Genomic DNA, 25,356 nt, shown 5'->3' on the forward strand with positions numbered 1-25,356 from the left:
CGCCACGAACGGCGGCTCGGCATCCACGACGCCGACCGCTCAGGCGTCGAGGCCCAGGTTCTCCATGCGCTTGGTGTGGTTCTCGGTCAGCCGGGTGAACAGCCGTCCCATCGCGGCGAGGTCGAGCCCGGGCCGGTCGACGCCGCCGGTGAGGAGGGCGGTGAGGGCGTCCCGGTCGGCGGCCACGCGCTGGGCCTGGGTGAGCGCCTCCCCCATCAGCCGGCGTCCCCAGAGGGCGAGCCGGCCGGCGACCCGGTGGTCGCGGGCGATGGCGGCCCGGACCCGGTCGACGACGAACTCGGCGTTGCCGGCGTCCCGGAGGCTCTCGATGATGACGGTGCGGGTCTCCGGGTCGAGGAAGGCCGCGATCTCGGTGTAGAAGTCGGCCGCCAGCCCGTCGCCGACGTACGCCGTGACGAGCCCCTCGAGCCAGTCGGAGGACGCCGTCCGGGCGTGGAAGTCGTCGAACGCCTCGCGGAACGGCTCCATCGCGGCGACCGGGTCGGCACCGAGGTCGGTGAGGTAGTCGCAGAGCCGCGCGTAATGGGTGTACTCCACCGACGCCATCCGCGCGAGCTCGCCCTTGTCGGCGAGCCCGGGGGCCATCCGCGCGTCCTGGGCGAGCCGCTCGAAGGCGGAGATCTCGCCGTACGCGACCGCCCCGAGGAGGTCGACGACCGCCTCGGCGTAGACCGGGTCCTCCATCGCGGGCGGGCGGGCGCTCGTCATGCGGGGAGGGTACTCCCCGCCCACCCGCGCCGCGTGCGGTCGGGCGGCGGTGCCCCAGCCGTTACCATGGGGAGTCACATCCCAGAGACGAAGGCAAGACTCTGACCACGTTCCGAGAGCTCGGGGTGCTCCCCGAGATCGCCGCCGCCCTCGAGCGCGGCGGCATCACGACCCCCTTCCCGATCCAGGAGATGACGCTCAGCGTCGCCCTGCTCGGCACCGACCTCATCGGCCAGGCGCGCACCGGCACCGGCAAGACGCTGGCGTTCGGCATCCCGCTGCTGCAGCGCACCGTGGCCCCGCACGACCCCGAGCACGAGGACCTCGCCGCGCCCGACAAGCCGCAGGCGCTGGTCGTCGCGCCCACCCGTGAGCTCGCGCTCCAGGTGTCCAACGACCTCAAGCTGGCCGCGCAGGACCGCAGCACCCGCATCCTCACCGTCTACGGCGGCGTCCCCTACGAGGGCCAGCTCGAGGCGCTCGAGAAGGGCGTCGAGGTCGTCGTCGGCACGCCGGGCCGCCTCCTCGACCTCGCCAACCGGCGCAGCCTCGACCTCTCGCACGTCAAGGTGCTGGTGCTCGACGAGGCTGACGAGATGCTCGACCTGGGCTTCCTCCCCGACGTCGAGAAGCTGCTCGCCAAGACGCCGAGCCACCGGCAGACGATGCTGTTCTCGGCGACGATGCCGGGCGCGATCGTGTCGCTGGCCCGCACCCACATGCGCCACCCGGTGAACATCCGCGCGGAGTCCGCGGCGGACACCCAGATGGTGCCGGCGACCGCGCAGTTCATCTACCAGGTCCACGACCTCGACAAGATCGAGATGCTCGCCCGGATCCTCCAGGCGGAGAACTCCGGATCGACGATCGTCTTCACCCGCACCAAGCGCCAGGCGCAGCGGGTCGCCGACGACCTCGCCGAGCGCGGCTTCCCCGCGAGCCCGCTGCACGGCGACATGGCCCAGGTCGCGCGCGAGAAGGCGATGGCGAAGTTCCGCGAGCGCAAGGTCCGGGTCCTGGTCGCGACCGACGTCGCCGCCCGCGGCATCGACGTCTCCGACGTCACCCACGTCATCAACTACAGCTGCCCCGAGGACGACGCGACCTACGTCCACCGCATCGGCCGCACCGGCCGCGCGGGCGCGTCCGGCGTCGCGGTCACCTTCGTCGACTGGGCGGACGTGACCCGGTGGAAGGTGATCAACAAGGCGCTCGACCTGCCGTTCGACGAGCCGGCCGAGACCTACTCGACGTCGGAGCACCTCTACCACGACCTCGGCATCCCCAAGGGCGTCAAGGGGCGGCTCAGCGAGCCGGCTCCTGAGAAGCCGCGCGAGCGCCGCGAGGAGGCGCCGCGGGAGAGCCGCCCGCGCAACCGGAACCGCAACCGCACCCGTGGCGGCCGCCCGGTCGAGGAGACCGGCGCGACCGGCGAGGGCACGGAGCAGCCGGCCGAGGTGGGCTCCTCGGAGGAGCGCCCGGCCCGGCGTCGGCGCCGCCGTCGTTCCGGCTCCGGTCAGTCCGCCGGCCAGTCCGCCGGTCAGTCCGCCGGTCAGTCCGCCGGGCAGTCGGCGGGCCAGGAGTAGCCGCCGGTCAGCGGACCGCGCGCACTGTCGGGCTGGTGTCGGCCTTGCAGTGCGGCGTCCGCCGTACCTTGGCGTAGAAGCGCCCCTCGAGGCCGGTGTTCCCGGTCTCCCACTCGTAGCGACCGTCGTCACGCTCGGTGACGTCCGAGGCGACGCGGACGTCGTCGCCACCTCCGCGGACGCCCTTCTGCTGGAAGACGACCACCAGCCGCCCCTTGGCGCACTTCGCCGGGCGGGGGCTCGAGACGGTGCCGGACAGCTCGACGCCGTCGGCCCGGATCGTCACGGTCGTGCGGGCCCGTGCCGCGGAGGCGTCGGCCGGAACGGTCACGAGCGCCACGCCGGCGAGCCCGGCGAGGGCGGCCGGCAGGGCCAGGAGGGTGGAGGTACGACGCATGGGAGCTCCCCTGTGCACGCGCCGCCCGGGTGACGGCGACCTCTCGGCAGGCTAGGACGGCCCCACCGGCAGCGGACCACCCGAACGGGTCACTCCGTGACGACGACCGTCGTCCCGATCGGAGCGAACCGCCACAACGCCTTGGCGTCCGGGCGGGCCTGCCGGATGCAGCCGTGGCTCATCGGCGTGCCAAGGTCGTCGAGCTCCTGCACCGGCTCGCCGTCGTCGACCGGGATGTCGTGGAACCCGATCGCGGCGCGGTCGCCGTGGGCGAACCGCACCATGAACTTCATCGTCCCCGAGTCGTCGATGCCGATGGCGTTCCGCGACCGGGAGTAGACCGCGTAGCTCCCCGCGTCGAGGTTGTCGTAGATGCTGCCGGAGACGAGGTACGTGCGCGCCACCGAACCGTCCTCCCGGACCAGCCAGACCCGCTGGTCGGAGACGTCGAAGACGACCCGCCGCCCCTCGCCGCTGTCGGCGGGGACCGGCACCGCGTCGGTCTCGGAGGCGCTCGCGGTGCCCGTCGACCCGGGGGCGACACTGCCGGTCGTGCTCGACGAAGCACTCCCGGAGAGCGTCAGGGCGTCGTCCCGCGGCGTCGCGGCGTACGACGGCTCCCCCGACGACGGCAGCACGCCGAGCCCGCCCAGCGCCGCGGTCGTCGTCACCACGAGCGACGCACCCAGGGCGGCGACCCGGCCCCGGCGCAGCCGCACCTCGCGCGCCGGCATCAGCGGGCCGCCTGCCGGCCCATGAGCCCTCGCGCGACCTCGCGGTAGGCCTCCGCCCCCTTGGTCGTACGCGCGGTCCGCAGGATCGACCTGCCGGCGGCCGGTGCCTCGGCGAACCGGATCGACTTCGGGATCGGCGGCTCCACGACGGCGAGGTCGTAGGTCTCGGAGATCGTGTCGAGCACCGTGCGGGCGTGGTTGGTGCGGCCGTCGTACAACGTCGGGAGGACGCCCCACACCTCGAGGTCGCGGTTGGTGAACCGGCGTACGTCGTGGACGGTGTCGAGGAGCTGGCCGACGCCGCGGTGCGACAGCGTCTCGCACTGCAGCGGCACCAGCACGCCGTGGGCCGCGGTCAGCGCCGCGACGGTCAGCACGCCGAGCGAGGGTGGGCAGTCGAGCAGGACCCAGTCGTAGCCGTCGAGCTCCTCCAGCGCCGCCCGGATGACGTGCTCCCGGCCGGTGCGCGTGAGCAGGTCGGCCTCGGCGCGGGCGAGCTCGATGGTCGCGGGCAGCAGGTCGACGCCGTCCTCGGTCTCCAGCACGACCTCGGCGGCGGGGAGCCCCTTGGTGAGCACGTGGTGGACCGACACCTCGAGGTCCTCGGGGTCGATGCCGAGGGAGAACGTCAGGCAGGCCTGCGGGTCGAGGTCGACGATGAGCACCTTCGCCCCGAGCTCCGCCAGCGCCGCGCCCAGCGAGGCCACGGTGGTGGTCTTCGCCACGCCACCCTTCTGGTTGGCGACGGCGAGAATCGTGCTCACGGCGGCCATTGTGCCCCGCAGCCCCGTCCGGACCGGGGAGGCAGGCCCTGGCATGCTGCCCGCATGTCGCAGGCCGCCAACAGCTCTCCCGCCCGCCCCGTCGCCCTGGTCACCGGACCCACCGCTGGTCTGGGCCGCCGGTTCGCCGTCCGGCTCGCCGAGCGCGGCCACGACCTCGTCCTCGTGGCCCGCGACCGGGGCCGGCTGGAGGAGCTCGCCGTCGAGCTCGAGCGCGACCACGGGGCGTCGTCGGAGGTGCTCGTCGCCGACCTGGCGGACCGCGAGCAGCTGAAGGCGGTCGAGCGCCGCGCGGCCGCCACGGAACGGCCGGTCGAGCTGGTGGTCAACAACGCGGGGTTCGGGATGAAGCACCCGTTCCTCGACAACGACGTCGAGGACGAGCAGCGGATGCTCGAGGTCCTCGTCACCGCGGTGATGCGGCTCAGCCATGCGGCTCTCGGCCAGATGGTGGAGCGCGGCAGCGGCGGGATCATCAACGTCTCCAGCGTCGCCGGCGAGCTCCCCCGCGGCACCTACTCCGCCGCGAAGGCCTACGTCACCCAGCTCTCCAAGTGGTCCGACGCGACCTACCGGGACCAGGGGGTGCGCACCATGGCGCTGCTGCCCGGGTTCACCCGCACGGAGTTCCACAGCCGGATGGACGTCAAGCAGCACTCCGCCCCGGCCTGGATGTGGCTCGACGCCGACCGCGTGGTGCGGGACGGGCTGCGGGACTTCGACGCGGGCCGGTCGGTGTCGGTCCCCTCGAAGCGCTACAAGCTGATCACCACGGCCGTCCGAGCGGTGCCGTACGGCGTGCAGGCGAAGTTCCAGTCGCTGGGCCGCAAGTAGTCCGGGCGGGGAGACCCAGGGTGCCCTTGGGGAACTGGTGCTCCCCACAGGTTGCGGTCGATGGGGAGCACCGGAAACCCATGCCACCATGGGAAACCGTCCCCCGAACTCAGCCCTCGCCGGCGATGAACGCGCGGACCGCGTCGGCGACCAGCTGCACGGCGATCGCCGAGAGCAGCAGACCGGCGATCCGGCTGACGAGCACGACCCCGCCCTCGCGGAGCAGCCGCAGGATCGGCATCGAGAAGCGCATCGAGAGCCAGATGGCGACGTGCACCAGCACCAGCGCCAGCCCGACCGCGGAGAACGACGCCACGTCGTCGACGTGCTCGGAGTAGACCATGGTCGCCACGATCGCGCCCGGTCCGGCGAGGAGCGGCGTGCCGAGCGGCACGAGCGCGATGTTGACGTCGGAGTTCGCCGTCGGCGTCTCCTCCTTGCCGGTCAGCAGCTCGAGCGCGACCAGCAGGAGGAGCAGCCCGCCGGCCGCCTGCAGCGCCGGCAACGAGATGTGCAGGTAGCTCAGGATCGCCTGGCCGAAGAAGGCGAACGCGCAGATCACGCCGAAGGAGACCGCCACCGCCTGCCAGGCAGCCCGGCGGATCGTGGCCTGCGCTCGGCCGCGGGTCAGCGACAGGAAGATCGGGATCGTCCCGACCGGGTCCATGATCACGAACAGCGTGACGAACACCTCGGTCATCAGACCGAGGGCGAGCAGGTCGCTCATGCGGGGCGGGTCCTCTCACGGGAGGCGACGGCGGCCCGCTCGCGCAGCCGCTCGTACTCCTCCGGGGCGGTGGTGTTGCACCCGAGGTCGTGGTCGACCTTCCCGGTGCCGTGGTGGTCGCTGGAGCCGGTCACGACGAGGTCGAGCTCGGCGGCGATGGCGCGCAGCTCGGCGCGCTGACGGGCGTCGTGGTCCTGGTGGTCGACCTCGATGCCGGTGAGGCCGTGCGCCTTCAACCGCGCGATGCCGTCGAGCCGCAGGTCGTCGTTGTCGTGCCTGCCCCACGGGTGGGCGACGACCGTGACGCCGCCGGCGCTGGCCACGATGCCGATCATCGACTCGACGGTCGGGGCGTAGCGGCGGACGTACGCCGGCCGCCCGGGCGACAGCCACCGGTCGAACGCCTCGTCGCGGTGGCCGACGACGCCGAGCGAGACCAGCGCGTCGGCGACGTGCGGGCGGCCGATGGCGGCGGCGTCGCGCCCGTGCTCGGCCACCAGCTCGGTGGTGATGTCGATGCCGTGGGCGCGCAGCTTCTCGACGATCAGCGGGGTGCGGCCGTCGCGGCCGTCGAGGATCCGGTCGAGCTCGGCGACCAGCGCCGGGTGCGTCGGGTCGGGCCAGTAGGCCAGCAGGTGGAGCCCGCGGCCGGCGTGCTTGCAGCTGATCTCCATGCCGGGGACCACCGTGATGCCGGCCGCGTCGGCGGCCTCCGCGGCCTCGTCCCAGCCGGTCGCGGTGTCGTGGTCGGTGAGCCCGAGGACGTCCAGCCCGGCCTCCACCGCCGCCCGGACCAGCGCGGACGGCGAGTCGGTGCCGTCCGAGCGGTCGGAGTGGGTGTGGAGGTCGATACGCACCGGTCAAGCCTAGTCAGCGGCGCGGCGCCGGCCCGCCGATCGACCGCCCGGGCAGGGTCATCTCCGTCACCCTCACCAGGAGCGCGGCAGCGTCCCGAAGGGGGTGTCGACCAGCGGCGGACCGAGGTGCGAGAGGTCGGCGAGCGGCCCCACGTCGCGGAGCAGGAGCAGTGCCGAGGCCGGGCGTACGACGACCCACAGCCACCGTCCCTCGGCCTCCCCGGCGACGACCGCCCGGTCGAGGGCCTCGCCGTCGTCGGCGGTCGAGACCGTCCACATCGGAAGGGTGACGTCCTCCACGCGCAGGTGCAGCGCTGCGGGGCCGTGGCCGACCTCCGCGCCGGGGTCGGTGTGCGTGACGCCGCCGACCCGCGCCCCGAGCCCGACGCCGGGCTCCTCGGTGACGACGGTCAGCTCGACCGGACCGTCGAGCTCGCTGGTGCCGGAGCAGGAGGCGAACGCCGCCTGCGGGGTGCCGCCCTCGACGTTGACGCAGCCGAAGTCGGTGACCTGCCAGCCGGCGGGCAGCGGCCAGGGCAGCCAGGTCGGCAGCGGGCGCGAGAGCACGAGGTGCTCCGCGAAGCTCTCGTACGACGGCTCCTCGGCCCGCCACAGCGGCGCGGTCTCCTCGTGCGTGGCGCACCGGACGTCCGTGCCCGCGACGGTGACCGGGCCGGGGCAGCGAGGGCACTGGGGCTCGAGCGTCATCGGCTCAGCCTAAAGTGGCCCGGTGCTGCCGAGGAGGGTCCCGTGCGCCGGGGCGGTGGTCCAGGACGCGACCGGCCGGCTGCTGCTGGTCCGCCGCGGGACGGAGCCCGGACGCGGCCTCTGGTCGGTCCCCGGCGGACGCGTCGAGCCGGACGAGTCGACCGAGCAGGCGGCGGCCCGAGAGGTCGAGGAGGAGACCGGGCTCCGCGTGGTCCCCGGCCGGCTCCTCGGGACCGTCGAGCGCGACGGGCCCGGCGGGGTCGTCTACGTCATCCACGACTTCGAGGCCCGCGTCGACGGCACCCCGGCGCTGCGGGCCGGCGACGACGCGGACGAGGCCCGGTGGTGCACCCCGGACGAGGTCGAGGAGCTGCCGTGTGTCGAGGGGCTGGTCGAGACGCTGCGCGGGTGGGGCGTGCTGGGCTGACCCGTCGGGAGCTCAGCAGTTCCAACGCAGGACCACCGGCGTCTCCCGCTCGTACCCCAGGACGCCGAGGGTGGCGGTGTCGAGCCGGAAGTGCCGCCCCTCGCTGACCGGCAGGTCGAGCCAGCGCGCGGTCAGCGCGCGGAGGGCGTGGCCGTGACCGAACACCAGGACGTCCCCGTCCGCCTCCCGGGCCCGAGTGACGACGCGGTCGAGCCGCGTCCCCACCTGCTCGGCGGTCTCCCCGCCGGGGACCGGGTGGGTCCACACCGTCCACCCCGGGACGGTCTCGCGGATCTCCGCGGTCGTGACGCCCTCGTAGTCGCCGTACTCCCACTCGGCGAGGTCCTGGTCGACCAGCGGGTCGAAGCCGGCGAGCTCGGCGGTGCGCAGCGCGCGGCGTCGTGGGCTGCTCAGCACCACGTCGAACTCGTGGTCCGTCAGCCGCTCACGGAGCCGCTGCGCCACCGCGACACCGGCTTCCGTGAGGTCGAGGTCGGTGACCGAGGTGTGCCGGTGGTCCCGGCTCCACTCGGTCTCGCCGTGCCGGACCAGCCAGAGCTCACCCATCCGGGCATCCTGCCACCGGCCCCTCATCCGGTGCAGATGCGCTGGGATCCGCTCGGGAACCAGCCCAGCTGCACGGCATGAACGACGGTCAGCCCCCCTGCGGCCCCGGCCAGTTCTTGTCAGGCTGAGGAACAGGACGGGCGGGCTGCTCCCCGCCGCGCTCCTCGAGGTAGTTCTGCTTCGGCACCATCACCTTGCGCCGGAAGACGCAGACCACCTTGCCGTCCTGGTTGTAGCCGAGCGTCTCCACGTGGACGACGCCACGGTCGTCCTTCGACTTCGACTCCCACTTGTCGAGCACCCGGGTCTCGCCGTAGAGCGTGTCGCCGTGGAAGGTCGGGGCGACGTGGCGCAGCGACTCGATCTCGAGGTTCGCGATCGCCTTCCCGGAGATGTCCGGGACCGACATGCCGAGCAGGATCGAGTAGACGTAGTTGCCGACGACGACGTTCTTGCCGAACTGGGTGGTCTGCTCGGCGTAGTGCGCGTCCATGTGGAGCGGGTGGTGGTTCATCGTGAGCAGGCAGAACAGGTGGTCGTCGTACTCGGTGACGGTCTTGCCGGGCCAGTGCTTGTAGGTGGCGCCGACCTCGAACTCCTCGTAGCTCCGACCGAACTGCATGCTCACTCCTGATCCGACGGGAGGCGCGCACCCGCACGCCGACGCCTGCGTTCGGCGCCGGGGCCATCGTCGCCGAACGCAGGGGCCGTCGGGAATCCGGCGGCGCGGTGGGAAACCTCACGCCGCCGCGGTGCAGCGCCCTCGCGGGCCGGTCAGGAGCCGCCGCCCCCGGCCTTCCGGCGGTGCATGTGCACCCCGCCGAGCGGGCCGTGGGTATCCGGACCGTGGCCCTTCTCCTTGCGGTGGCCCTTGGCCTCGACGCCGCGGTCGTTGGCCTGCTTGCGCTCCAACGCCTCCTTCATCCGGGCCTTGAGGTCGTCGTTGGTCGTGGACTGTTCCGACACAGGTGCCTCCTCGGGAAGGGTGCTCCCACCCTGCCACCGCGACCTGCCCGCGTCGACCCATTTGTCCCCCGGCTCCTGGCGGCCGGCGGGCCACCTCCGGCTGGTATCTTCCGCGCATGGTCGAGGGCATCGCAGGGACGCGGCCGGTCTCGGTCCACATCGGTGCCAGCAAGACCGGGACGTCCTCGTTGCAGCGCGGGTTGTGGCAGTCGGTGGAGCAGCTCGGCGCTGCCGGCATCGGCATCCCGCTGCCCGGCCGGGTCCCGCACGTACGCCGGCTGCTGCGACCGCTCGGCTGGGTGACCGGCTCGGGGTTCGTGCTCCCGCTCGACACCGAGAAGCTCGACGCGCTCGAGCGGCGGCTGACGAACACCGGGGGCGCCCGGCTGCTGATCAGCAACGAGGACCTCTGCGAGGCCGGTCCCGACCAGATCGAGGCGCTCGCCGGCGTGCTGCGCCGGGCCCGCCTCGACCCCGAGGTCGTGCTGACCGTCCGCAACCTCGCCTCGGTGCTGCCCTCGGAGTGGCAGCAGTTCCTCAAGCACCGGCTGACCACGCCGTACCCGGCCTTCCTGGAGGAGGTCCGCGACCGCCGCGGCGACGCGGCCGCACACTTCTGGACGCGGCAGGACTACGTCGCGATCGCCGAGCGCTGGACCAGGCTGTGCGCCCCGGAGCGGTTCCACGTCGTGGTCGTCCCGCCGATGGCCGAGGACCCCGACGCGGTGTTCCGGTTCTTCGCCGAGGCGGTCGGCTTCCCGCAGTCGGCGCTCCGGCTCCCCCGCGGCGACGTCAACGCCTCGCTCGGATACGTCGAGGCAGAGGTCTACCGGCGGCTCAACATCGCGCTCGGGTCCCGGCTCGCGGAGTTCGAGAAGGAGTACCAGCCGGCGATCCGGCGCGTGCTCCTCAAGGGGGTCCTGGCCCGCAAGGCCAGCGGCCGGATCACGCTTCCCCCCGAGCACGTCGACTGGGTGCGCGCGGAGGCCGACCGGCAGCGCAAGGGGCTGCTCGCCGGCGGCTACACGGTGCACGGCAACCCCGACGCCCTGGTCCCGCCGGCCGACGTGGCGAAGCCGCTGCCCGAGGTCACCGAGCAGCAGGTCGCGGACGCGGCGGTGGCGACCCTGGCGAACTTCGCGGTGCGGACCTTCGAGGCCGGCCAGACCGAGTCCGGCGAGGAGGAGCCGCCACCCGTCGGGTGACGGCCCCGCCCGGGGTCAGCGTGACTTGTACTCCTTGAGGAGGTTGCGCCCGATGATCATCTTCTGGATGTCGGAGGTGCCCTCGCCGATCAGCATGAAGGCCGCCTCGCGGTAGAGCCGCTCGATCTCGTACTCCTTGGAGTAGCCGTAGCCGCCGTGGATGCGGAACGACGCCTCCACGACCTCCTTGCAGTACTCCGAGGCGAGCATCTTCGCCATGCCGGCCTCGACGTCCATCCGCTCGCCGCGGTCCTTCATGCGTGCGGCGCGGACCATCATGTTGTGCGCCGCCTCGACCTTGGTCGCCATCTCGGCGAGTCGGAACAGCACCGCCTGGTGGTCGGCGATCGGCTTGCCGAAGGTGTGCCGCTGCTGGGCGTAGTCGATGCCGAGCTCGAAGGCGCGCAGCGCGATGCCGCAGGCGCGGGCGGCGACGTTGACGCGGCCGACCTCGACGCCGTCCATCATGTGGTAGAACCCCTTGCCCGGCTGGCCTCCGAGCACCTGGTCGGCGGCGATCCGGTGGCCGTCGAGGACCATCTCGGTGGTGTCGACGCCCTTGTAGCCCATCTTGTCGATCTTGCCGGGGACGTTGATCCCCTGGGCGACCTCGCCGAAGCCGGGCTCCTTCTCGACCAGGAACGTCGTCATGTTGCGGTAGACGCTGTCGGCGCCCTCGTCGGTCTTCACCAGCAGGGCCACGAGGTTGGAGGTGCCGCCGTTGGTCAGCCACATCTTCTGGCCGGTGATCGAGTAGGAGCCGTCGTCCTGGCGCACGGCCTTAGTCGACACCGCCGAGACGTCGGAGCCCAGCCCCGGCTCGGACATCGAGAACGCACCGCGCACCTCGCCGGTCGCCATCCGGGGGAGGTACTTCTGCTTCTGCTCGTCGGTCCCGTGCTGCATCAGCATGTGGGCCACGATGAAGTGCGTGTTGATCACGCCGGAGACGCTCATCCAGCCGCGGGCGATCTCCTCGACGCACAGCGCGTAGGTCAGGAGCGACTCACCGAGGCCGCCGTGCTCCTCGGGGATCATCAGCCCGAACAGCCCGAGCTCCTTGAGCCCCTCGACGATCTCGGTGGGGTACTCGTCCGCGTGCTCCAGCTCGGTCGCGACCGGGATGATCCGCTCGTCGACGAACGTGCGGACCGTCTTCAGGATCTCCTCCTGGATGTCGGTCAGCCCTTCGGTCCCGCACAGCCGCGCCATGAGTACGTCCTTCGGTCTCGTCCGGTGCCACCCACCGGTCCTCAGCGTCGGTGGATCGTACGCACCCGGCGCTGCACGCGGCTATGAGCGATTTCACCCGTCCACGGCAGTACGCCGACGCCGCCGACCGCCCCACCAGGCGAGCCCACCGAGCAGCACCGCGCCGAGCGTCCCGGCAGCCGCACCCGCCGCGCCGATCCGGGCGCCGGGGGCGGTGTAGGAGAGCTCGAGCGTCCCCGACGCGTCCGCGGGCAGGGCGACCGTGAGCAGCCCCGCCTGGTTGCGGCGGACCTCGGCGGGCCGGCCGTCGAAGGTGGCCTCGTAGCCCGGCCACCCCAGCGTGCCGAAGACCACGTCGCCGCCGGCGCCGGTCGACTCCAGCTCGACGCGCTCCCCGGTCAGCCCGACCGTCTCCGCGGTGCCGACCTCGCCGCCGTCGGGGACCTGGCTGAGCCGGCTGTCCGGCCACGGGTGCGGCTCGTCGCGGGTGACCAGCAGCGTCCCGCCGGGCTCGGGCTCCGCGGTCCACCCCTCGGGCTGGGTGATGCCGACGGCGAGCTTCGGCTGGACGACCACGGTGTCGACCTTCATCAGGTCGACCAGCGGTGGGCCACCGTCGGTGAGCGGCTTCCAGATCCGCTCGTAGCCGCACTTCTTGGTGAGCCCGTCGTAGGCCATGCAGAGCCGGTCGGTGAACCGCTCGAGCCCCATGCCGGTGTAGCTGTTGACCGCCTCGACGCCGGCCACGTGGTACATCGAGCCGGCGAGGTACTCCTCCCAGCTCCGGCGGAGGACCCGCGGGCCTTGCTTCTGCAGCTGCTTGAGGTCGGCGAGCTGCAGCACCAGCCCGGCCTCCTCGGGGGCCCGGTCGGCGAACCGCGCCTCGAGGACCCCGACGTCGGAGGGGAAGTACCAGGGCCGCGACCCGGCGTTCTCGCCGAAGACGACCACCTGGCCGGCGAGCACCCCGAGGGTGCCACCGACGAGGACCCCGGCGAGCAGCAGCTCCGAGCGCGGACCCCAGCGGTGCCAGGCGAGCACGACGGCCACCAGCACGACGAGCATCAGCGTCCCGCCGTACGCCGCGGCCGACGAGCGCGGGTCCTGCGCCCAGGTGAGCCAGGCGGTGAACGCGACCAGGGCGGCGCTGCCGAGCGCGCGCTGCCGCCAGTGGTCGCGGGCCAGCCCCGCCGTCAGCAGCAGCGCGACGACGACGAGGAGCCCGAGGTGGAGGTACTCCACCAGCCGCAGCGGCCAGCGGAAGAACCACAGCTTGGAGGGCGCCAAGGTCAGCAGGAGGTACGCCGTGGTGATGACCGCCAGCCCCGTGAGCCCCCGCGCGGCGCCGCCCCCGACGGCGACCAGCCGGCGGTAGCGGAACCACGGCAGCAGCGGGACGACGAACCACGCGAGGTAGGTCACCGGCACCTGCGAGGGGCCCGTGACCGAGGTGATGCCGGGGACGAAGGTGGGCGCGCTGAGCCCGAGCAGGTCGCCGAGCTCGGGGCGGAGCTTGCCGGTGTTGTAGACCAGCGGCCCCTCGACGCGGTAGGCGAGGTCGACCGCCTCCATCAGCGGGAGGTAGACGAGCGGGAGGAACGCGGCGACGCAGACGCCCACCGCGGCGAGCCGGGCGGTGCCCCACCAACGGCGGGTGGCGACCCCCTCGACGAGCAGGCCAAAGCCGAGGACGACGACCGCCAGGGTGCCGTAGGGGTTGCCGTGGGTGACGGCGAGCGCGCCGGCGAGGAACGCCCACAACGGGTTGAGGGTGCCGTGCAGCGCGCGGCGGAACGTCCACCACACCCAGGGCGCGTAGGCGAAGGCGATGAGTCCGGAGACCCAGGAGCCGGCGTCCCAGAACAGGGTGAACCCGCTGAACGGCAAGGCGGTCGCGACCACCGCGGCCGCCCACCGCGCCGCGCCGTGGTCCCGCGCGAGGAGGTAGGTGCCGAGCGCGAGCGCGGTGATGAAGGCGATCTTCACCGCGGTCACGGAGACCAAAAGGTCGCCGCCGAGCGAGACCAGCACCCAGACGAGCGCGTCGAGCGGGTTGTAGACACCGAACAGCGCCTCCCCGGCGTAGTTGCCGCCGGCCCAGGAGCCGGGGTCCATCACCGGCGGCCAGTGGCCGTCGCGGACCAGCTCGCCGAGGTGGAACCAGGTCGGCGCGAACTGCGCCGCGGTGTCACCGCGCATGTAGAAGGTGCGGCTGCCCAGGAGCGGGACCAAGGCGGACAGGGCGGTGACGACGCAGACGCCCAGCGGCCACAGCACCCGGGTCCGCAGCGGCTCGCGCGGCGGACCGAGGTCGGGTTCAGCCATCCCGGCCCTCGTGCCCGGTCTGGCGCCCGGCCTCGTCCAGGACCTCGCGGACGGCCTGCTGCTGGCTCCGCAGCTGGATCTGGTCGGCGACGGCGAACTGCTCGTGCTCGGGGCCGAGCAGCACCGCGACGGGGGTCGCCGCGCCCTCGCTGCTCTCCCGCAGCAGGAAGTGCGGCCGCCGTTTGGTCTCGGCGTAGATCCGGCCGAGGTACTCCCCCAGCACGCCCAGCACCATCATCTGGATGCCCCCCAGCCCGACGACCGCGCAGATGATCGTCACGTAGCCCTCGGCCGGGTTGCCGAAGAGGATCGCGTCGACCAGCACCCACAGCGCATAACCGACGGCGACGCTGGTCGCCAGCGCCCCGAGGTAGATCGCAAGCCGCAGCGGCCGGTTGTTGAACGACAGCACGCCGTCGATGCCGTAGTCGACGAGCGCGCGCATCGTCCACTTGGTCGCGCCGGAGCCGCGGGCGACGTTCTCGTAGTCGATGACCGCCGTGGGGAAGCCGATCCAGGCGAAGAGCCCCTTGGAGAACCGGTTGTACTCGCCGAGCGCGAGCACCGCCCGCACCGCCTTGCGGCTGAGCACCCGGAAGTCGCCGACACCGTCCTCGAGCTCGACGTCGACGAGCCGGTTCATCATCCGGTAGTACGCGCGGGACAGCAGCGTCCGCGCGACCGCGTCGCCCTTGCGGGTGCGCCGGGCGACGACCTGCTCGTAGCCCTGGTCGAGCAGCGGCAGCATCTTCGCCAGCAGCTCGGGCGGGTGCTGGAGGTCGGCGTCGAGGATCGCGACCGCCTCGTGACGGGCCTGCGTCAGCCCGGCCAGCATCGCCGCCTCCTTGCCGAAGTTGCGGCTCAGGGCGAGGTAGCGGAACCGCGGGTCCTGCTCGTGCGCCGCCCGCATCAGCTCCAGGGTGCGGTCGCGGCTGCCGTCGTCGACGAGGAGCACCTCGAACTCGTCGGTGATCGCGCCCAGCTCCGCCCGGAGGACGGTGACGAGCTGTTCGAGCACGTCCTCCTCGTTGAAGCACGGCACGACGACCGAGAGACCCACCATCGCCCCAATCCGTACGACACCTGCGAGCCCGCTCATTGTTGCAAGCGGGCCGGGCAGGCCCCCGGCGGGCGCGCCGCGCGCCCGGACGCGGCTCAGACGGTGGTGCGGAACCGCTCCGGCACGGCGACCACGGGCTGGTTCTCCATCGCCGCGATCTGCCCCTGGCCGGTGGCGCGGAACATGCCCTTGCGCTCCTTGTCCGGCTCGACGATCTTCGCGAGCTTCCGGACCGGCGGGGAGAACTCCCGGACCTCGTCGCGGACGATGCCGGCGTTGATCCGGTCGAGGAGCTCGACCATCACGTCGCCGCCCTGCCGCCAGCTGGTGCTCCGCGCCCGGCCGTCCATCTCGACCATCCGCCGCCGGTGGTCCGCGGTGGCCTGGAGCAGGTCCCGGTCGGCGAACTTGAAGTGGAACATCCACAGGTCGGGGTCGACGGTGTACGGCGCGAAGATCCCGTGCGAGGCGTGCGCCCACGCCGCCGGCACCCGCTTGAGCGACGGCTTGCACATCAGCGGGATGAACTTCGCCAGCCTGCGCTGCGCGAGCAGCGGCTCGTCGGGGCGCAGCGGCGGCTCGTGCGCCACGTCGTGGATCACGTTGAGCGTCGTGACCCCCAGGACGTCACGGTCCGGGCGGTCGGCGAGGAGGTGGCGGATGGTGGGGTACTTCGCCGGGTCGGCGACCACGAACTCGTCGGCGTCGGCGAGCAGCACCGCGTCGTAGGCGTTGAGCAGCCCCTGGGCGATGCCGCTCGCGAGCCCCATCCGCGCCGGCTCGAACCCCTTGACCTCGAGCGGCGGGATGCGGAGCACCGTGCAGGGCAGGTCGTCGGTGGAGCCGTCGGAGCTGTTGTCGTCGATGACGACGAGCGCGTCGACGCCCACCTGGGCGGAGTAGTGCGCGATCCAGCGCGGCAGCATGACGCCCTCGTCGCGGACCATCGTCAGCACGGCGACCCGCGGCAGCCGCCCCGCCTCGGTGGCGTCGTCGGCCTGCCGGCGGCGGAAGATCACGCGTCGTCCCCGTCGTCGTACCCCTCGGGGTCGTCGAGCGCGTCGACGCCCTTGCGCTTCGGCGTCGCCCAGAGCCGGACGACGCGCGCCAGCCCGTCGAGCGCCGCCTCGAGCTGCTGCTCGGTCGTCACGCTGCCGGCGGGGACGCCGCGGACGGGCCGCGGGGCGAGGTCGTCGAGGGAGCCGATCACGCGGAGGTCGAGCTTGCGGAGCCGGCGCACCTCCCGCTCGGCGAACTTCGCCACCCACGGCTCGTCGATGCCGAACATCGGGTCGTCCGCCTCGCGGCGGGCGAGCCCCTCCTTGGCGAGCGCGTGCTTGACGTAGCGGCTGTAGATGTTGCGCGGCAGCGGGTCGTCGGCGAGCCGCTCGTTGAGCGCGCGGAGCACGAGCGCCGACGCCGCGCCGATCGACGGGTTGCTGCGCCGGGTGGCGAGGTCGAACGGCTCCGGGTCCAGCCCGACGGCCTGGGCGAACCGCTCCCACAGCAGCGTGGGCGGCGCGCCCGGTGGCGGCACGGTGACCAGCGTGAACCGGTCCTTGCCGACGCCCTTGGACCAGCGGTCGGCGATCGCGCCGGTCGCCTGGTGGCGCCAGAAGTTGCGGCCGCCCGGGTGCTTGCGGTTCTCGGTGCGGACCGCCTCGAGGTAGTCCTCCCAGCCGGAGACGCCGGCGTTCTGCATCGCCTCCTGCCACATGGCCGGGACGGAGCGGGCGAGGTCGCGGACGGTCATCACGGCCTCCACCCGGTCGGTGGAGAACGAGCTGACGATCTGCTCGATCTTCGGTGGCATCCGGGGCCCGAGGAACTCCATCGAGACCAGCGCAGTGCCGTCCCAGGCGTCGACCTCGCGGACCAGCTGGTTCCACGGACCGTCCTCGGCGAGCGGCGGCTGGCCGGGGAGCCCGCGCTCGGAGACGTCGCGGACGGCGCTGACCTGGCGCCGCCAGCGCTTCCCGGGGAAGCAGAACCCCTGCCGCGCGAGCTCGTCCCGGTTGTCGCCGAGGACGTTCTGCAGGAAGCTGGTGCCCGACTTCATCGCACCGATGTGCAGCACGACGCGGTTGGCCATCAGCCGTTCTCCTCCTCCTCCGCGGGAGCCTCCAGGGCCTCCGCGACCTTCGTCACCAGGGCGGCCTCCACCCCCGCGAGCCGCTGCTCGGCGAGCTCCACCAAGGTGCGGTCCTCCGCGACGGCGGGCTCGAGCAGGTCAAGCCTTTCACAGAGCTCCCGGACGGCCTCGACCCCACCGATCCTCGCGAGCCGCGCGCCCAGTCCGCGGTGGTCGAGGTGGTCGAGCTTGTCGAGGTGGTCGAGCTTGTCGAAACCACGCCCCCCGCTCACAGCGACTCCTGCCGGTAGCGGCGGATCGCCTCGCGGAGCTCCTGCTCGTCGCGCAGCCCCGTCGGCACGAGGAGCTCGGCGACGAGGTCCTCGAGCACCGCGATGCGGAGCTGGACACGGCGGCTGGCCGCGAGCTGCTCCTCGAGGGCGGCGATCCGGCGCTGCGCCTCCACGAGCTCCCGGTCGACCCGGTCGACCGCGGCCGCCTTGACCAGCCGCTTGGCACGGGCCCGCCACCCACGCCCGAGGGGCGCCGCGGCGTCCCCGCCGCCCTCGACGGAGGTGGTCGCCTCCTCGCGCACCGTCAGCAGCAGCCGGACGACGGCATCGACCGCGACGTCCACGAGCTCGTCGGAGGTGACGTCGCCCGGGGTGCGTGCTTCCCGTCGGGTGGCCCGGATGTCGTCGAGGTCGCCGACGACGTCGTACCCGGCCTCGCGGATCCGGGCCGCGGCCTCCTCGCTCCGCTCCACCGCGGCGGCGAACTGGTCGTCGGTGATCCCGATCGGCTCGTCGTCGACGAGGGTGAGCACCCGGTGGGCGAGCACGTCGCGGAGCCAGCGGGCCTGCTCGCGGTTGGTGCCGAGCTCCTCGGGGAGCCGCTCGTTGACCCGCCGCAGCAGCTCGGCGGCGACGACCCCGAGCGACTCGTTGACCTGCGGGACGTGGAGGTCGACCAGCACGCCGTCGATCCCGCAGGCCCGCGCGAACCGGTGCCACAGCTCGGTGGCCGCGCCGTCGCGGGGGACGGTGACGACGTGCACCCGCTCGGGCGGCAGGGTCGCGCCCCAGCGGGCGGCGACGCCGGCGGGGTCCATCGTCCGCCAGCCCCACTCCGCACGCGGGCCGTCGGACTCCGGCCGCGGGACCCACGACTCGAGCGGGGTGGTGAGCGCGAACTTGAGCCGCTCCTGCCAGGCGGACGGGACCGCCCGGGCGAGGTCCCGGGTGGTGATGACGACGTGCACCTCGAGCCCGTCGAGGTCGGCGAGCGCCGCGGTGACCTGCTCGGCGGAGGCACCGGCGAACAGCTCGTAGCTGAGCACCGCCGAGCTCCCCTGCCACGCCCGGATCTCGGCGGTGAGCCGCTTCCAGGCCTGGACGGCCCGCGGCGGGAGGTTCTCCAGCCGCGGGTCCTCGCGCACCGCCATCCCGGCGTGCACCCGGTCCACGTGCCGCTCCCCCACCACGAGCACGCCGGCGTCGGCGAGCACCTGACGGTTGCCGTCGAGGATCCGCTGGAGGTACGTCGTGCCGGACTTCGGTGCCCCGACGTGGAGGTACACCCGGTCAGTCATCAGTCGCCTTTCCGTGCCCCGGTGCCCAGGTGGCACCGATCCGCCACCGCATCCTCCCCTGCTCCGGCGGGACCACCTCGCAGTGGCGCTCGACCACCGTGCCGCCGAGCCCCTGGAGCCGGGCCACCACCTCGTCGGGGTCGACGGGGAACCGCAGCCCGCCCTGGCCCTCTGCCGCCTCCTCGGCGAACTCGAGGTACGCCGACCCGCCGCCGCGGACGACCATCCCGAGGAACCTCCAGAAGTTCTCGACGCCGGCCGGCGCGAGGGCGTCGAGGAGCCCGCGCGAGTAGACCACCCGCGGCCCGCGCCGGCGGACCAGGATCGCCGCCCGGGTGACGGTGTCGCGGGCGTCGTACAGGTTGAGGTGGTCGGCGATCAGGTGCTTGACCTGCTTCGCCTGGAGGCCGCGGTAGGAGCCGCGGGCGTAGTCGAGCGCGACCGCCCGGTGGCCGGACTCGGCGAAGAGCCGGGCGTCCTGGCCGGAGCCGGCGCCGAGGTCGATGACCAGGGCGTGCTCCGGCAGCCGTGGCAGCACCCACCGGGCGAACGGCGACGGGTGCTGGGTGGCCGGGTCGCGGAGGTCGCGCCAGAAGACCTCCCAGGCACGGCGCTGCACCATCGTGTTGCCGAACCACTGGTCGAACCGGTGCACGATCTCGGGCCCCGGCTCGTGGCGGAACGACGGGTCGGGCACGCGCCACGAGGGACCGTAGGAGAGGGTCAGCACCGCGTCGGGGTCGGCCGGCACCGGGAACGGGCGCCCCTCGAACTCGAGGGTGCCGAGCGGGAGGAACTTCTCCCGGGGCAGCGGCGCCCGGACGGTGGCGGTCTCGTGGACCAGGTCGTCGACGTAGAAGCAGGCGTAGACGTCGATGCTCGCGCCAGCCCCGTCGGGGGCGTCGAAGACGACGGTCAGGAACGAACCGGTCTTGTGGATGACCTCGAGCCCGGCCCGGGTCAGCGCGCGCCCGGCCCGGAACATGTCACGGGCGACGCCGGCCGGGCTCTCGGCGTCGCTGAGGAACGCCAGGTCGATGTCGGAGTCGTGGGCGATCACGCCGCCCTCGCGCACCGCCCCGAGCAGCGTGCCGAAGGCGAGCCAGGGCTCGAGCCCGCAGTCGCGCTGGAGGACCGTGACGATCCGCTCGGCGTAGTCGAGCATCGTGGCGGTGGTGCCGCTGCCCCGGCCGGCGAACGGCCGCTGGATGATCCCCCACTTGTCGATGACGATCGGCAGCCCGTGGCGGTCGACGAAGCGGATCCGTCCCTCGCCGCTGCGGAACCGGAGCTCGCCGAGCTCGAGGGTGCGCCCCTCGTTGCGCAGGGCCACCTCGGCGACCCCGTCGAGGTAGGGGGTGAGGTTCTTGGGCCAGGGCACGAACGTCGGCGCGGCTGGCTCCTCCGAGGGGGCCGCGGGCTCAGGCGCCAGGAAGGACCAGACGGGGGTGCCGTCGAACAGCACCTCGGTCAGCCCGCGGAGCGGCTCGTGGAGGTGGAGCCCGCGCTCGTCCGCGGTGGCGGCGCGCGTCGTCACCGGTCGCCTCCCCTCCGCGGGAGGCCGCCGGACATGGTCAGGGGACGGTCACCCGGGAGTGCAGCACGCCGTGGTCGGTGATCCGGCGTACCTCGGCGGTCTTCTCGTCGGTGTAGCCGGTGAACTGCACGTCGCTGGAGCCGAAGATCCAGTCGACCCGCATCCCCTTCGGCGGCTTGCAGGCGCCGCCGCGGCTCCCACCGCGAGGGGAGTAGAGATCGGTCCTGCCCGTCACGGCACAGAAGATCTCCTCCTTCTCGTTCATGTCGCCCACGAACAGTACCGGGAGGCCGGTCTTCCTCAGCTCATTGATCACTGCGAGTTCGAGCGCCATCGCCTGGTCGCGCTCGGCCTCGCGGCCCCGCGGGGCGTTGTGGACGTTGACGACCCAGAGCTCGCGACCGGTCTCGTTGTGCTTGAGCCGCACGACCGGCTGGGGGCGCCGCTGGCCCATGAAGGGGATCGTCACCGACTCCTTGGCGGTCGCGGTGAACATGCTCTTGCGCCACACCACGGTCTGCGGGACGCCGACGCCGCCGAGCGCCGTGCCTGGCCAGGCGTCGAACGCGCCGCCGGTCGACCGCTGGAAGACCGCGAGCTGGTCCTTCTGGATCTCGGAGAACCCGATGATGTCGGAGCCCCACCGCTCGAGGTAGCTGACCGCCCACTCGGTGCGCACCCCGCCGGGGGCGAAGTGGTCGGCGTTGGAGCCGGGCCGGGTGTGGTTGCTGCCGAGGATGTTGAACTGCGTCAGCATGAAGTCGTACGGCGCGCCGGTGGCGGCGGTGGTGCGCATCGACTGGATCCGGGACTCGACCTCCTGGCGGAGCAGCCCCGAGTCCTCGAGGTCCTCCGGGGTGATCGGCTCCTGGGGCTCCTCCCCCGCGCTCCCGCCGCCCCCCGAGCCACCCAGCGAGCCGGCGTCGTCGGACTCACCACCGGTCTCACCGCCGGTCTCCTGGCCGGCGGCGTCCTTCGCGCGGGTGTCGGTGGTGTCACCGGCAGCAGTGCCGTCCTCGACCGGCTCCTCCTCGACGGGCTCGTCCTCGGCGGGGGCCGCGGCGACCGCGGTGCCGGGGGTGGCGGGCGCGGTGGCGGCCGGGCCGGAGTCGAAGGCGGTGACGACGGTCTCGGGGCTGATCGCGAACAGCATGCCGCCCGCGGCGACGAGGGTCACCGCCGTCGTCGCACCGTTGAGCTGCATCCACTTGGGCAGGCTCTTCACTGGTTCCTCCCGGCCGGCCGCTGGTGCGTCCGGTCCTCCCGCGTCGTCATGCTCCCGCCCCCGTCCCTACCCGGGTCAACGTCGCGCCACGCCGATCGGTTACGGAACCGTCGCCGATCTGGCCCTGGTCGTTGCTTCCCCAGCAGCCACGGGTGCCCGTGGTGGTCACGCCGCAGCCGTGGAGCCAGCCGGCGTCGACCTCCGTCCAACGGTAGGTATCGGCAGCCGCGACCGGAACCTTCGTGCTCGCGGTCGACCCGTTCGCCAGCTGGCCGTAGCGGTTGAACCCCCAGCACCAGAGCGCCTGGGCGTCGTCGATCGCGCAGGTCTGGGTGTCGCCGAGGCTGATCCGGCGGAACACCGCCGCTCCCTGGACACGGGTCGGCGCCGTACGGTCCCGGGTGGTCCCGTCACCGAGCTGCCCGCGGTCGTTGCGCCCCCAGCACCAGGCCGACCCGTCGGCCCGGAGCCCGCAGGTGTGCTGCCAGGACGCCTCGACGGCCCTCCAGTCCGTGGCGGCGCCGATCCGGAACGGCACGTTCTTCCGCACGTTGCCGGCGACGCCGAGCTCGCCCTGCCAGCTCTGCCCCCAGCACCAGGCGGACCCGTCGGACCGGACGGCGCAGACGTGCCAGGCGCCCACGGAGACCGACTGCCAGGTGGCACCGCCGTCGGCGACCCGGACCGGGCGCTGGCGGTTCTTGACCGCGTCGTTGCCGAGCTGGCCGCGCTCGTTGTTGCCCCAGCACCACAGGGCGCCGTTGAGCCGGATGCCGCAGGTGGTGAAGTAGCCGGACTCGACCGTGCGGTACTTCCCGCCGCCGACCACCTTCACCGGGACCGAGCTGTTGGTGCGGGCACCCGAGCCGAGCTGGCCCCACTTCCCCAGCCCCCAGCAGTACGCCGCGCCGCCGGCCCGGACGCCGCAGGTGGTCGTGCCGCTGGTGCTGATGTGGGTCCAGTCGGACCAGGAGCCGACCCGAACCGGGGAGAGCCGGTCCTTCGTCGTCCCGTCGCCGAGCTGCCCGTAGTCGTTGTCGCCCCAGCACCAGGCGGTGCCGGCAGGCCGGATCTCGCAGCTCGCCGACGCGCCCGCGCTGACCGTCCGGGCGGAGGACACCGGGTCGAGCGGCGTGGGCTCCACGACGACGACGGCCAGGGTGCCGGTGACCGGACGGTCGAACGGGCTGCGCTGGTTGCGGACGGTGAAGCCGACCTCGTAGCTGCCCGCGGTCGTGGGGGTGCCGACGACCGTCGCCCCGGAGCCGGCCGTGACGCCGTCCGGCAGGCCGGTGAGGTCGGCGACCACCAGCCGTCCCCGCTCGGCGGGGTGCACCTGCACCGGGAGGGCGAGCTCCAGCGGGGCGCCGACCGTGGCCTGGACCTTGCCGGTCGGCGTCACGACGGGCCACCGGCTGGTGCGGGTGAACGCCTGCCGCCCGACGCGGGCGAGGGACGCACGTGCCGCTCCGACGTCGTAACGGCCGTGGCGGCGGGCCGCGGCACGGAACCTGGTGCGGCCGAGGTCGCAGACCACGTCACCGGCAAGGCAGACCTGGAAGGTCTGCACCCGGGTGCCGGCCGGCGGCACGTCGGGCTGCTGGCCGAGGAAGCGGGAGGAGACCCCCTGCCCCTTCCGGTCGCCGACCGCGGAGGCGGCGGTCCGGGCCGCGCGGTCGCCGTCGCCGACGAGGACGACGGAGGCGAGCCGGTCGAGGTGCTCGGGCCGGTTGCGCATGGCGACGAGCGTCCGGTGGACGACCATCGCGCCCTGGGAGTAGCCGGTGAGCACCAGCTGCTGGTCGGGGCAGCGGGTGGCGGCGGAGTCGAGCAGGGCGATCGTCGATCGCACACCTCCGGCGACGTCGCCGCGCCAGGCACGCACCTTGCCCTTCTTCACCGCGCGGACCGCGGGGAGCCGGTGGCGCCGCGGGGCGGCGAGCGTGAGCGCCGACTTCGTGGTGCGGGTGACCACCCGGGTCACCACCCGGGTCTCGACCGAGCGCCCGCCGGTGGCCGCGGCCCCGCGGTAGGCGTCGCCGACCACGTCCAGGGTGCGGCCGAGCGAGCCGGCACGCGGCCGTCCCTTCTCGCCGTTCCCAGGGACGCCAACGAGGAGCACCTGGGCGCAGCCGGCCCCCTTCGACGCGGTCGTGACCGTGCCGGTGGCCGCCGAGGTCACCGTGGTCGGGGCGGCGGGCTGGAGGTGCGGTCCGGCGAACGCCGAGACCACGGCCAGGACACTGGCGGCAGCAACCTTGAAGGATTGCATGAGGTCTCCGCTCTACCCGGGTGCCGCGCCGCTACGAACGCGTTGATCCTAGGGAGACAGATGGGGCGTGCGGGGCAAAACGCACAATCCCGTAGGGACCTCCGAAAAGCAGTGACGCCGCCGTCCCGGAGGACGGCGGCGTCAGTGCGCGAGCTGGGCCCGGGTCAGTGCAGCTGCACCTTCGCGTAGGGGTTGACCACCTTGCCGTTCGGCAGCACGGCCCGGCTGAGGACCCGGCCGTCGTTGGTGACCCGCACGTTCTCCACCCGCATCGTGCTGGCCGTGCGGCTCGCGTTGCGCGGCGGGTTGTTGTACAGCTTGTCGATCCACCTCTCGTACTTCCGCGTGATGTCACCGCGGAACACCTTGAAGCCGGCCTCGTCGCTGTTGAGTGCCTTCGGGCTCCAGTTGGCGGTGCCGTTGATCGTCAGCCGGGCGTTGCGCTGCGCGCCCCACACGCCGTTGATGGTCAGCACCTTCATGTGGATGTAGCGGTCGTAGACGCCGTCACCGGTGGTGTCCTGGGTGTAGAACCGCCACGCCAGGCCGGCGAGCTTCGGCTTGACCTGCCGGTCGGAGACCGCGGTCAGGACCCGGATGTTGCACCCCTGCTTCCGCAGCTGCTGCAGCTTGCGGGCGATGCGGGCGCCCGGGTCACCGAGGAGACCGGTCTGACCGACGCGGATGACGGTGCGGCCGTTGCGCCCGGCGCCGCCGGTGGCGCCCTTGCACCTCACGCGCTTGAGGACGTTGACGATCGGGTCGCCCTTCGCGTTCTTGCCGCGATAGGGGTACCACCAGGCCTGGAGGTCCTTGCCGGCGACGAACTGCTGGTAGGGCTTCGCGGCCTTCTTGTCCTTCGCCATCTCGTGGAAGATCGCCTCGGCCTTCTGGAACAGCCGCGGGCGGTTCGTCACCGTGAACATGTCGTTCCACTGGCTGATCGCGGCGACCGCGGTGAAGTTCGCGGAGCCGATCATCACCACGTTCTTCGCGTTGCCGGCGTGCGAGAACAGGTACATCTTCGTGTGCGCGATGCCGCCGTAGCCGCGGCAGGAGGCCTTGCACCCGCGCATGTAGGAGCGGAGCGCCGGCGGCCGCTTCTTGTTGCGGGTGTCGAGCCCACGCTTGAGGGTCCAGTAGGCGCCGCTCTTGCGCTGCCGCTCGCCCATCGACTTCGCCATCAGGACCCGCACGCCGACCCCCCGGCGGTGGGCCTTGAGCAAGGCCTGGACGAACTGGGTGCTCTTGATGTTCCAGGAGACGATCCGGATCGTCGAGCGCGGCGGAGCGGAGTTGATGGTCCGCGCGAGGTGGCGGACGATCACCTTCTTCTGCTTCTTGCCGCCGAGCGGCTGGTTGAACTTCACCCCGAACCTCGGGGTGTAGCTGTCCGGCGCCGACTTCGGCGCGTCCTTGGGTGCGGCGTCCGCGCGGGTCGCGCCGCCGGCGAACGGCAGCAGCGACAGCGCGAGGACCAGGGTCGCCACGACCGCCCACCCCTTGCGGGAGGACAGCGGCGAACGGACGGAGTGAGAAGTCAT

At 72.9% G+C, this 25,356-nt stretch carries 25 protein-coding genes; 4 read left to right on the forward strand and 21 right to left on the reverse strand.

Going from position 1 to position 25,356, the window contains the following annotated elements; all coding sequences use genetic code 11:
* Positions 1-39 precede the first annotated feature (39 nt).
* Entirely contained in the window at positions 40-729 is a 690-nt protein-coding gene (locus FIP57_RS06255) for a ferritin-like fold-containing protein (RefSeq protein WP_148572677.1), read from the reverse strand.
* Between the two features lie 125 nt (positions 730-854).
* On the opposite strand from FIP57_RS06255, the gene FIP57_RS06260 reads away from it, so the two are divergent.
* The gene (locus FIP57_RS06260; RefSeq protein WP_238993323.1) at positions 855-2,315 is read left to right on the forward strand and encodes a DEAD/DEAH box helicase; all 1,461 of its coding nucleotides are present in this window, start codon (positions 855-857) and stop codon (positions 2,313-2,315) included.
* A gap of 7 nt (positions 2,316-2,322) precedes the next feature.
* Here the strand turns inward: FIP57_RS06260 and FIP57_RS06265 are convergent, their stop codons facing one another.
* The 3 genes from FIP57_RS06265 to FIP57_RS06275 form a co-directional block, all read right to left on the reverse strand.
* The gene (locus tag FIP57_RS06265) at positions 2,323-2,712 is read right to left on the reverse strand and encodes a hypothetical protein (protein ID WP_148572678.1); all 390 of its coding nucleotides are present in this window, start codon (positions 2,710-2,712) and stop codon (positions 2,323-2,325) included.
* A gap of 89 nt (positions 2,713-2,801) precedes the next feature.
* A complete protein-coding gene (locus FIP57_RS06270; RefSeq protein ID WP_148572679.1) occupies positions 2,802-3,446 on the reverse strand; it encodes a L,D-transpeptidase in 645 nt (214 codons plus the stop codon).
* Positions 3,446-4,219, reverse strand: a complete 774-nt coding sequence (locus FIP57_RS06275; protein ID WP_420846680.1) for a ParA family protein — start codon at positions 4,217-4,219, stop codon at positions 3,446-3,448. Before FIP57_RS06275 ends, FIP57_RS06270 begins: the two co-directional genes overlap by 1 nt.
* 54 nt (positions 4,220-4,273) lie before the next feature.
* Between FIP57_RS06275 and FIP57_RS06280 the strand changes: the two genes are divergently transcribed.
* Entirely contained in the window at positions 4,274-5,062 is a 789-nt protein-coding gene (locus FIP57_RS06280; RefSeq protein WP_148572681.1) for an SDR family NAD(P)-dependent oxidoreductase, read from the forward strand.
* A 109-nt stretch (positions 5,063-5,171) separates the two neighbouring features.
* Here the strand turns inward: FIP57_RS06280 and FIP57_RS06285 are convergent, their stop codons facing one another.
* The 3 genes from FIP57_RS06285 to FIP57_RS06295 all read right to left on the reverse strand — a co-directional run bounded on the left by FIP57_RS06285 (position 5,172) and on the right by FIP57_RS06295 (position 7,354).
* On the reverse strand, positions 5,172-5,789 hold the full coding sequence (locus tag FIP57_RS06285) for a MarC family protein (protein ID WP_148572682.1): 618 nt from the start codon (positions 5,787-5,789) through the stop codon (positions 5,172-5,174).
* Entirely contained in the window at positions 5,786-6,646 is an 861-nt protein-coding gene (locus FIP57_RS06290) for a PHP domain-containing protein (RefSeq protein WP_148572683.1), read from the reverse strand. The genes FIP57_RS06285 and FIP57_RS06290 overlap by 4 nt, the downstream gene beginning before the upstream one ends.
* A gap of 72 nt (positions 6,647-6,718) precedes the next feature.
* A complete protein-coding gene (locus FIP57_RS06295) occupies positions 6,719-7,354 on the reverse strand; it encodes a DUF6758 family protein (RefSeq protein WP_238993324.1) in 636 nt (211 codons plus the stop codon).
* A 22-nt stretch (positions 7,355-7,376) separates the two neighbouring features.
* Here FIP57_RS06295 and FIP57_RS06300 point away from each other — a divergent pair, with 22 nt between their 5' ends.
* Positions 7,377-7,781, forward strand: a complete 405-nt coding sequence (locus FIP57_RS06300) for an NUDIX hydrolase (RefSeq protein ID WP_148572684.1) — start codon at positions 7,377-7,379, stop codon at positions 7,779-7,781.
* A gap of 12 nt (positions 7,782-7,793) precedes the next feature.
* Here the strand turns inward: FIP57_RS06300 and FIP57_RS06305 are convergent, their stop codons facing one another.
* The 3 genes from FIP57_RS06305 to FIP57_RS06315 all read right to left on the reverse strand — a co-directional run bounded on the left by FIP57_RS06305 (position 7,794) and on the right by FIP57_RS06315 (position 9,314).
* Positions 7,794-8,348, reverse strand: a complete 555-nt coding sequence (locus FIP57_RS06305; protein ID WP_148572685.1) for a histidine phosphatase family protein — start codon at positions 8,346-8,348, stop codon at positions 7,794-7,796.
* 88 nt (positions 8,349-8,436) lie between these two features.
* Positions 8,437-8,970: a MaoC family dehydratase gene (locus FIP57_RS06310; RefSeq protein ID WP_148572686.1), complete on the reverse strand. Its 534-nt coding sequence runs from the start codon at positions 8,968-8,970 to the stop codon at positions 8,437-8,439.
* 152 nt (positions 8,971-9,122) lie between these two features.
* Entirely contained in the window at positions 9,123-9,314 is a 192-nt protein-coding gene (locus FIP57_RS06315) for a DUF5302 domain-containing protein (RefSeq protein ID WP_148572687.1), read from the reverse strand.
* Between the two features lie 116 nt (positions 9,315-9,430).
* Here FIP57_RS06315 and FIP57_RS06320 point away from each other — a divergent pair, with 116 nt between their 5' ends.
* Complete coding sequence (locus tag FIP57_RS06320) at positions 9,431-10,519, forward strand: hypothetical protein (RefSeq protein WP_148572688.1); 1,089 nt, start codon at positions 9,431-9,433, stop codon at positions 10,517-10,519.
* A 15-nt stretch (positions 10,520-10,534) separates the two neighbouring features.
* On the opposite strand, the gene FIP57_RS06325 is transcribed toward FIP57_RS06320, so the two are convergent.
* From FIP57_RS06325 to FIP57_RS06375, 11 genes are all read right to left on the reverse strand, one after another.
* Positions 10,535-11,731, reverse strand: coding sequence for an acyl-CoA dehydrogenase family protein (locus tag FIP57_RS06325; protein ID WP_148572689.1), 1,197 nt, complete (start codon positions 11,729-11,731; stop codon positions 10,535-10,537).
* Between the two features lie 93 nt (positions 11,732-11,824).
* Positions 11,825-14,056 (reverse strand): hypothetical protein, encoded by a 2,232-nt coding sequence (locus tag FIP57_RS06330; protein WP_148572690.1) that lies wholly within the window; start codon positions 14,054-14,056, stop codon positions 11,825-11,827.
* Entirely contained in the window at positions 14,049-15,119 is a 1,071-nt protein-coding gene (locus tag FIP57_RS06335) for a glycosyltransferase family 2 protein (RefSeq protein WP_238993325.1), read from the reverse strand. The genes FIP57_RS06330 and FIP57_RS06335 overlap by 8 nt, the downstream gene beginning before the upstream one ends.
* A 92-nt stretch (positions 15,120-15,211) precedes the next feature.
* Positions 15,212-16,135 carry a glycosyltransferase family 2 protein gene (locus FIP57_RS06340; RefSeq protein WP_148572691.1) on the reverse strand — a complete coding sequence of 308 codons (924 nt, stop codon included), beginning with the start codon at positions 16,133-16,135 and terminating at the stop codon, positions 15,212-15,214.
* Positions 16,132-17,208 carry a hypothetical protein gene (locus FIP57_RS06345; protein WP_148572692.1) on the reverse strand — a complete coding sequence of 359 codons (1,077 nt, stop codon included), beginning with the start codon at positions 17,206-17,208 and terminating at the stop codon, positions 16,132-16,134. The genes FIP57_RS06340 and FIP57_RS06345 overlap by 4 nt, the downstream gene beginning before the upstream one ends.
* A complete protein-coding gene (locus tag FIP57_RS06350; RefSeq protein ID WP_148572693.1) occupies positions 17,208-17,480 on the reverse strand; it encodes a hypothetical protein in 273 nt (90 codons plus the stop codon). Before FIP57_RS06350 ends, FIP57_RS06345 begins: the two co-directional genes overlap by 1 nt.
* A complete protein-coding gene (locus FIP57_RS06355) occupies positions 17,477-18,778 on the reverse strand; it encodes a DUF6752 domain-containing protein (protein ID WP_148572694.1) in 1,302 nt (433 codons plus the stop codon). The genes FIP57_RS06350 and FIP57_RS06355 overlap by 4 nt, the downstream gene beginning before the upstream one ends.
* On the reverse strand, positions 18,771-20,315 hold the full coding sequence (locus FIP57_RS06360) for a LicD family protein (RefSeq protein ID WP_148572695.1): 1,545 nt from the start codon (positions 20,313-20,315) through the stop codon (positions 18,771-18,773). Before FIP57_RS06360 ends, FIP57_RS06355 begins: the two co-directional genes overlap by 8 nt.
* Positions 20,316-20,352: 37 nt before the next feature.
* The gene (locus tag FIP57_RS06365; protein WP_148572696.1) at positions 20,353-21,540 is read right to left on the reverse strand and encodes an endonuclease/exonuclease/phosphatase family protein; all 1,188 of its coding nucleotides are present in this window, start codon (positions 21,538-21,540) and stop codon (positions 20,353-20,355) included.
* Between the two features lie 46 nt (positions 21,541-21,586).
* Positions 21,587-23,812 carry an RCC1 domain-containing protein gene (locus FIP57_RS06370; RefSeq protein ID WP_148572697.1) on the reverse strand — a complete coding sequence of 742 codons (2,226 nt, stop codon included), beginning with the start codon at positions 23,810-23,812 and terminating at the stop codon, positions 21,587-21,589.
* A 164-nt stretch (positions 23,813-23,976) separates the two neighbouring features.
* Complete coding sequence (locus tag FIP57_RS06375) at positions 23,977-25,356, reverse strand: phospholipase D-like domain-containing protein (RefSeq protein WP_148572698.1); 1,380 nt, start codon at positions 25,354-25,356, stop codon at positions 23,977-23,979.

Origin of the sequence: Nocardioides caldifontis, from assembly GCF_008087345.1 — a bacterium.
Taxonomy (GTDB): Bacteria; Actinomycetota; Actinomycetes; order Propionibacteriales; family Nocardioidaceae; genus Marmoricola_A; species Marmoricola_A caldifontis.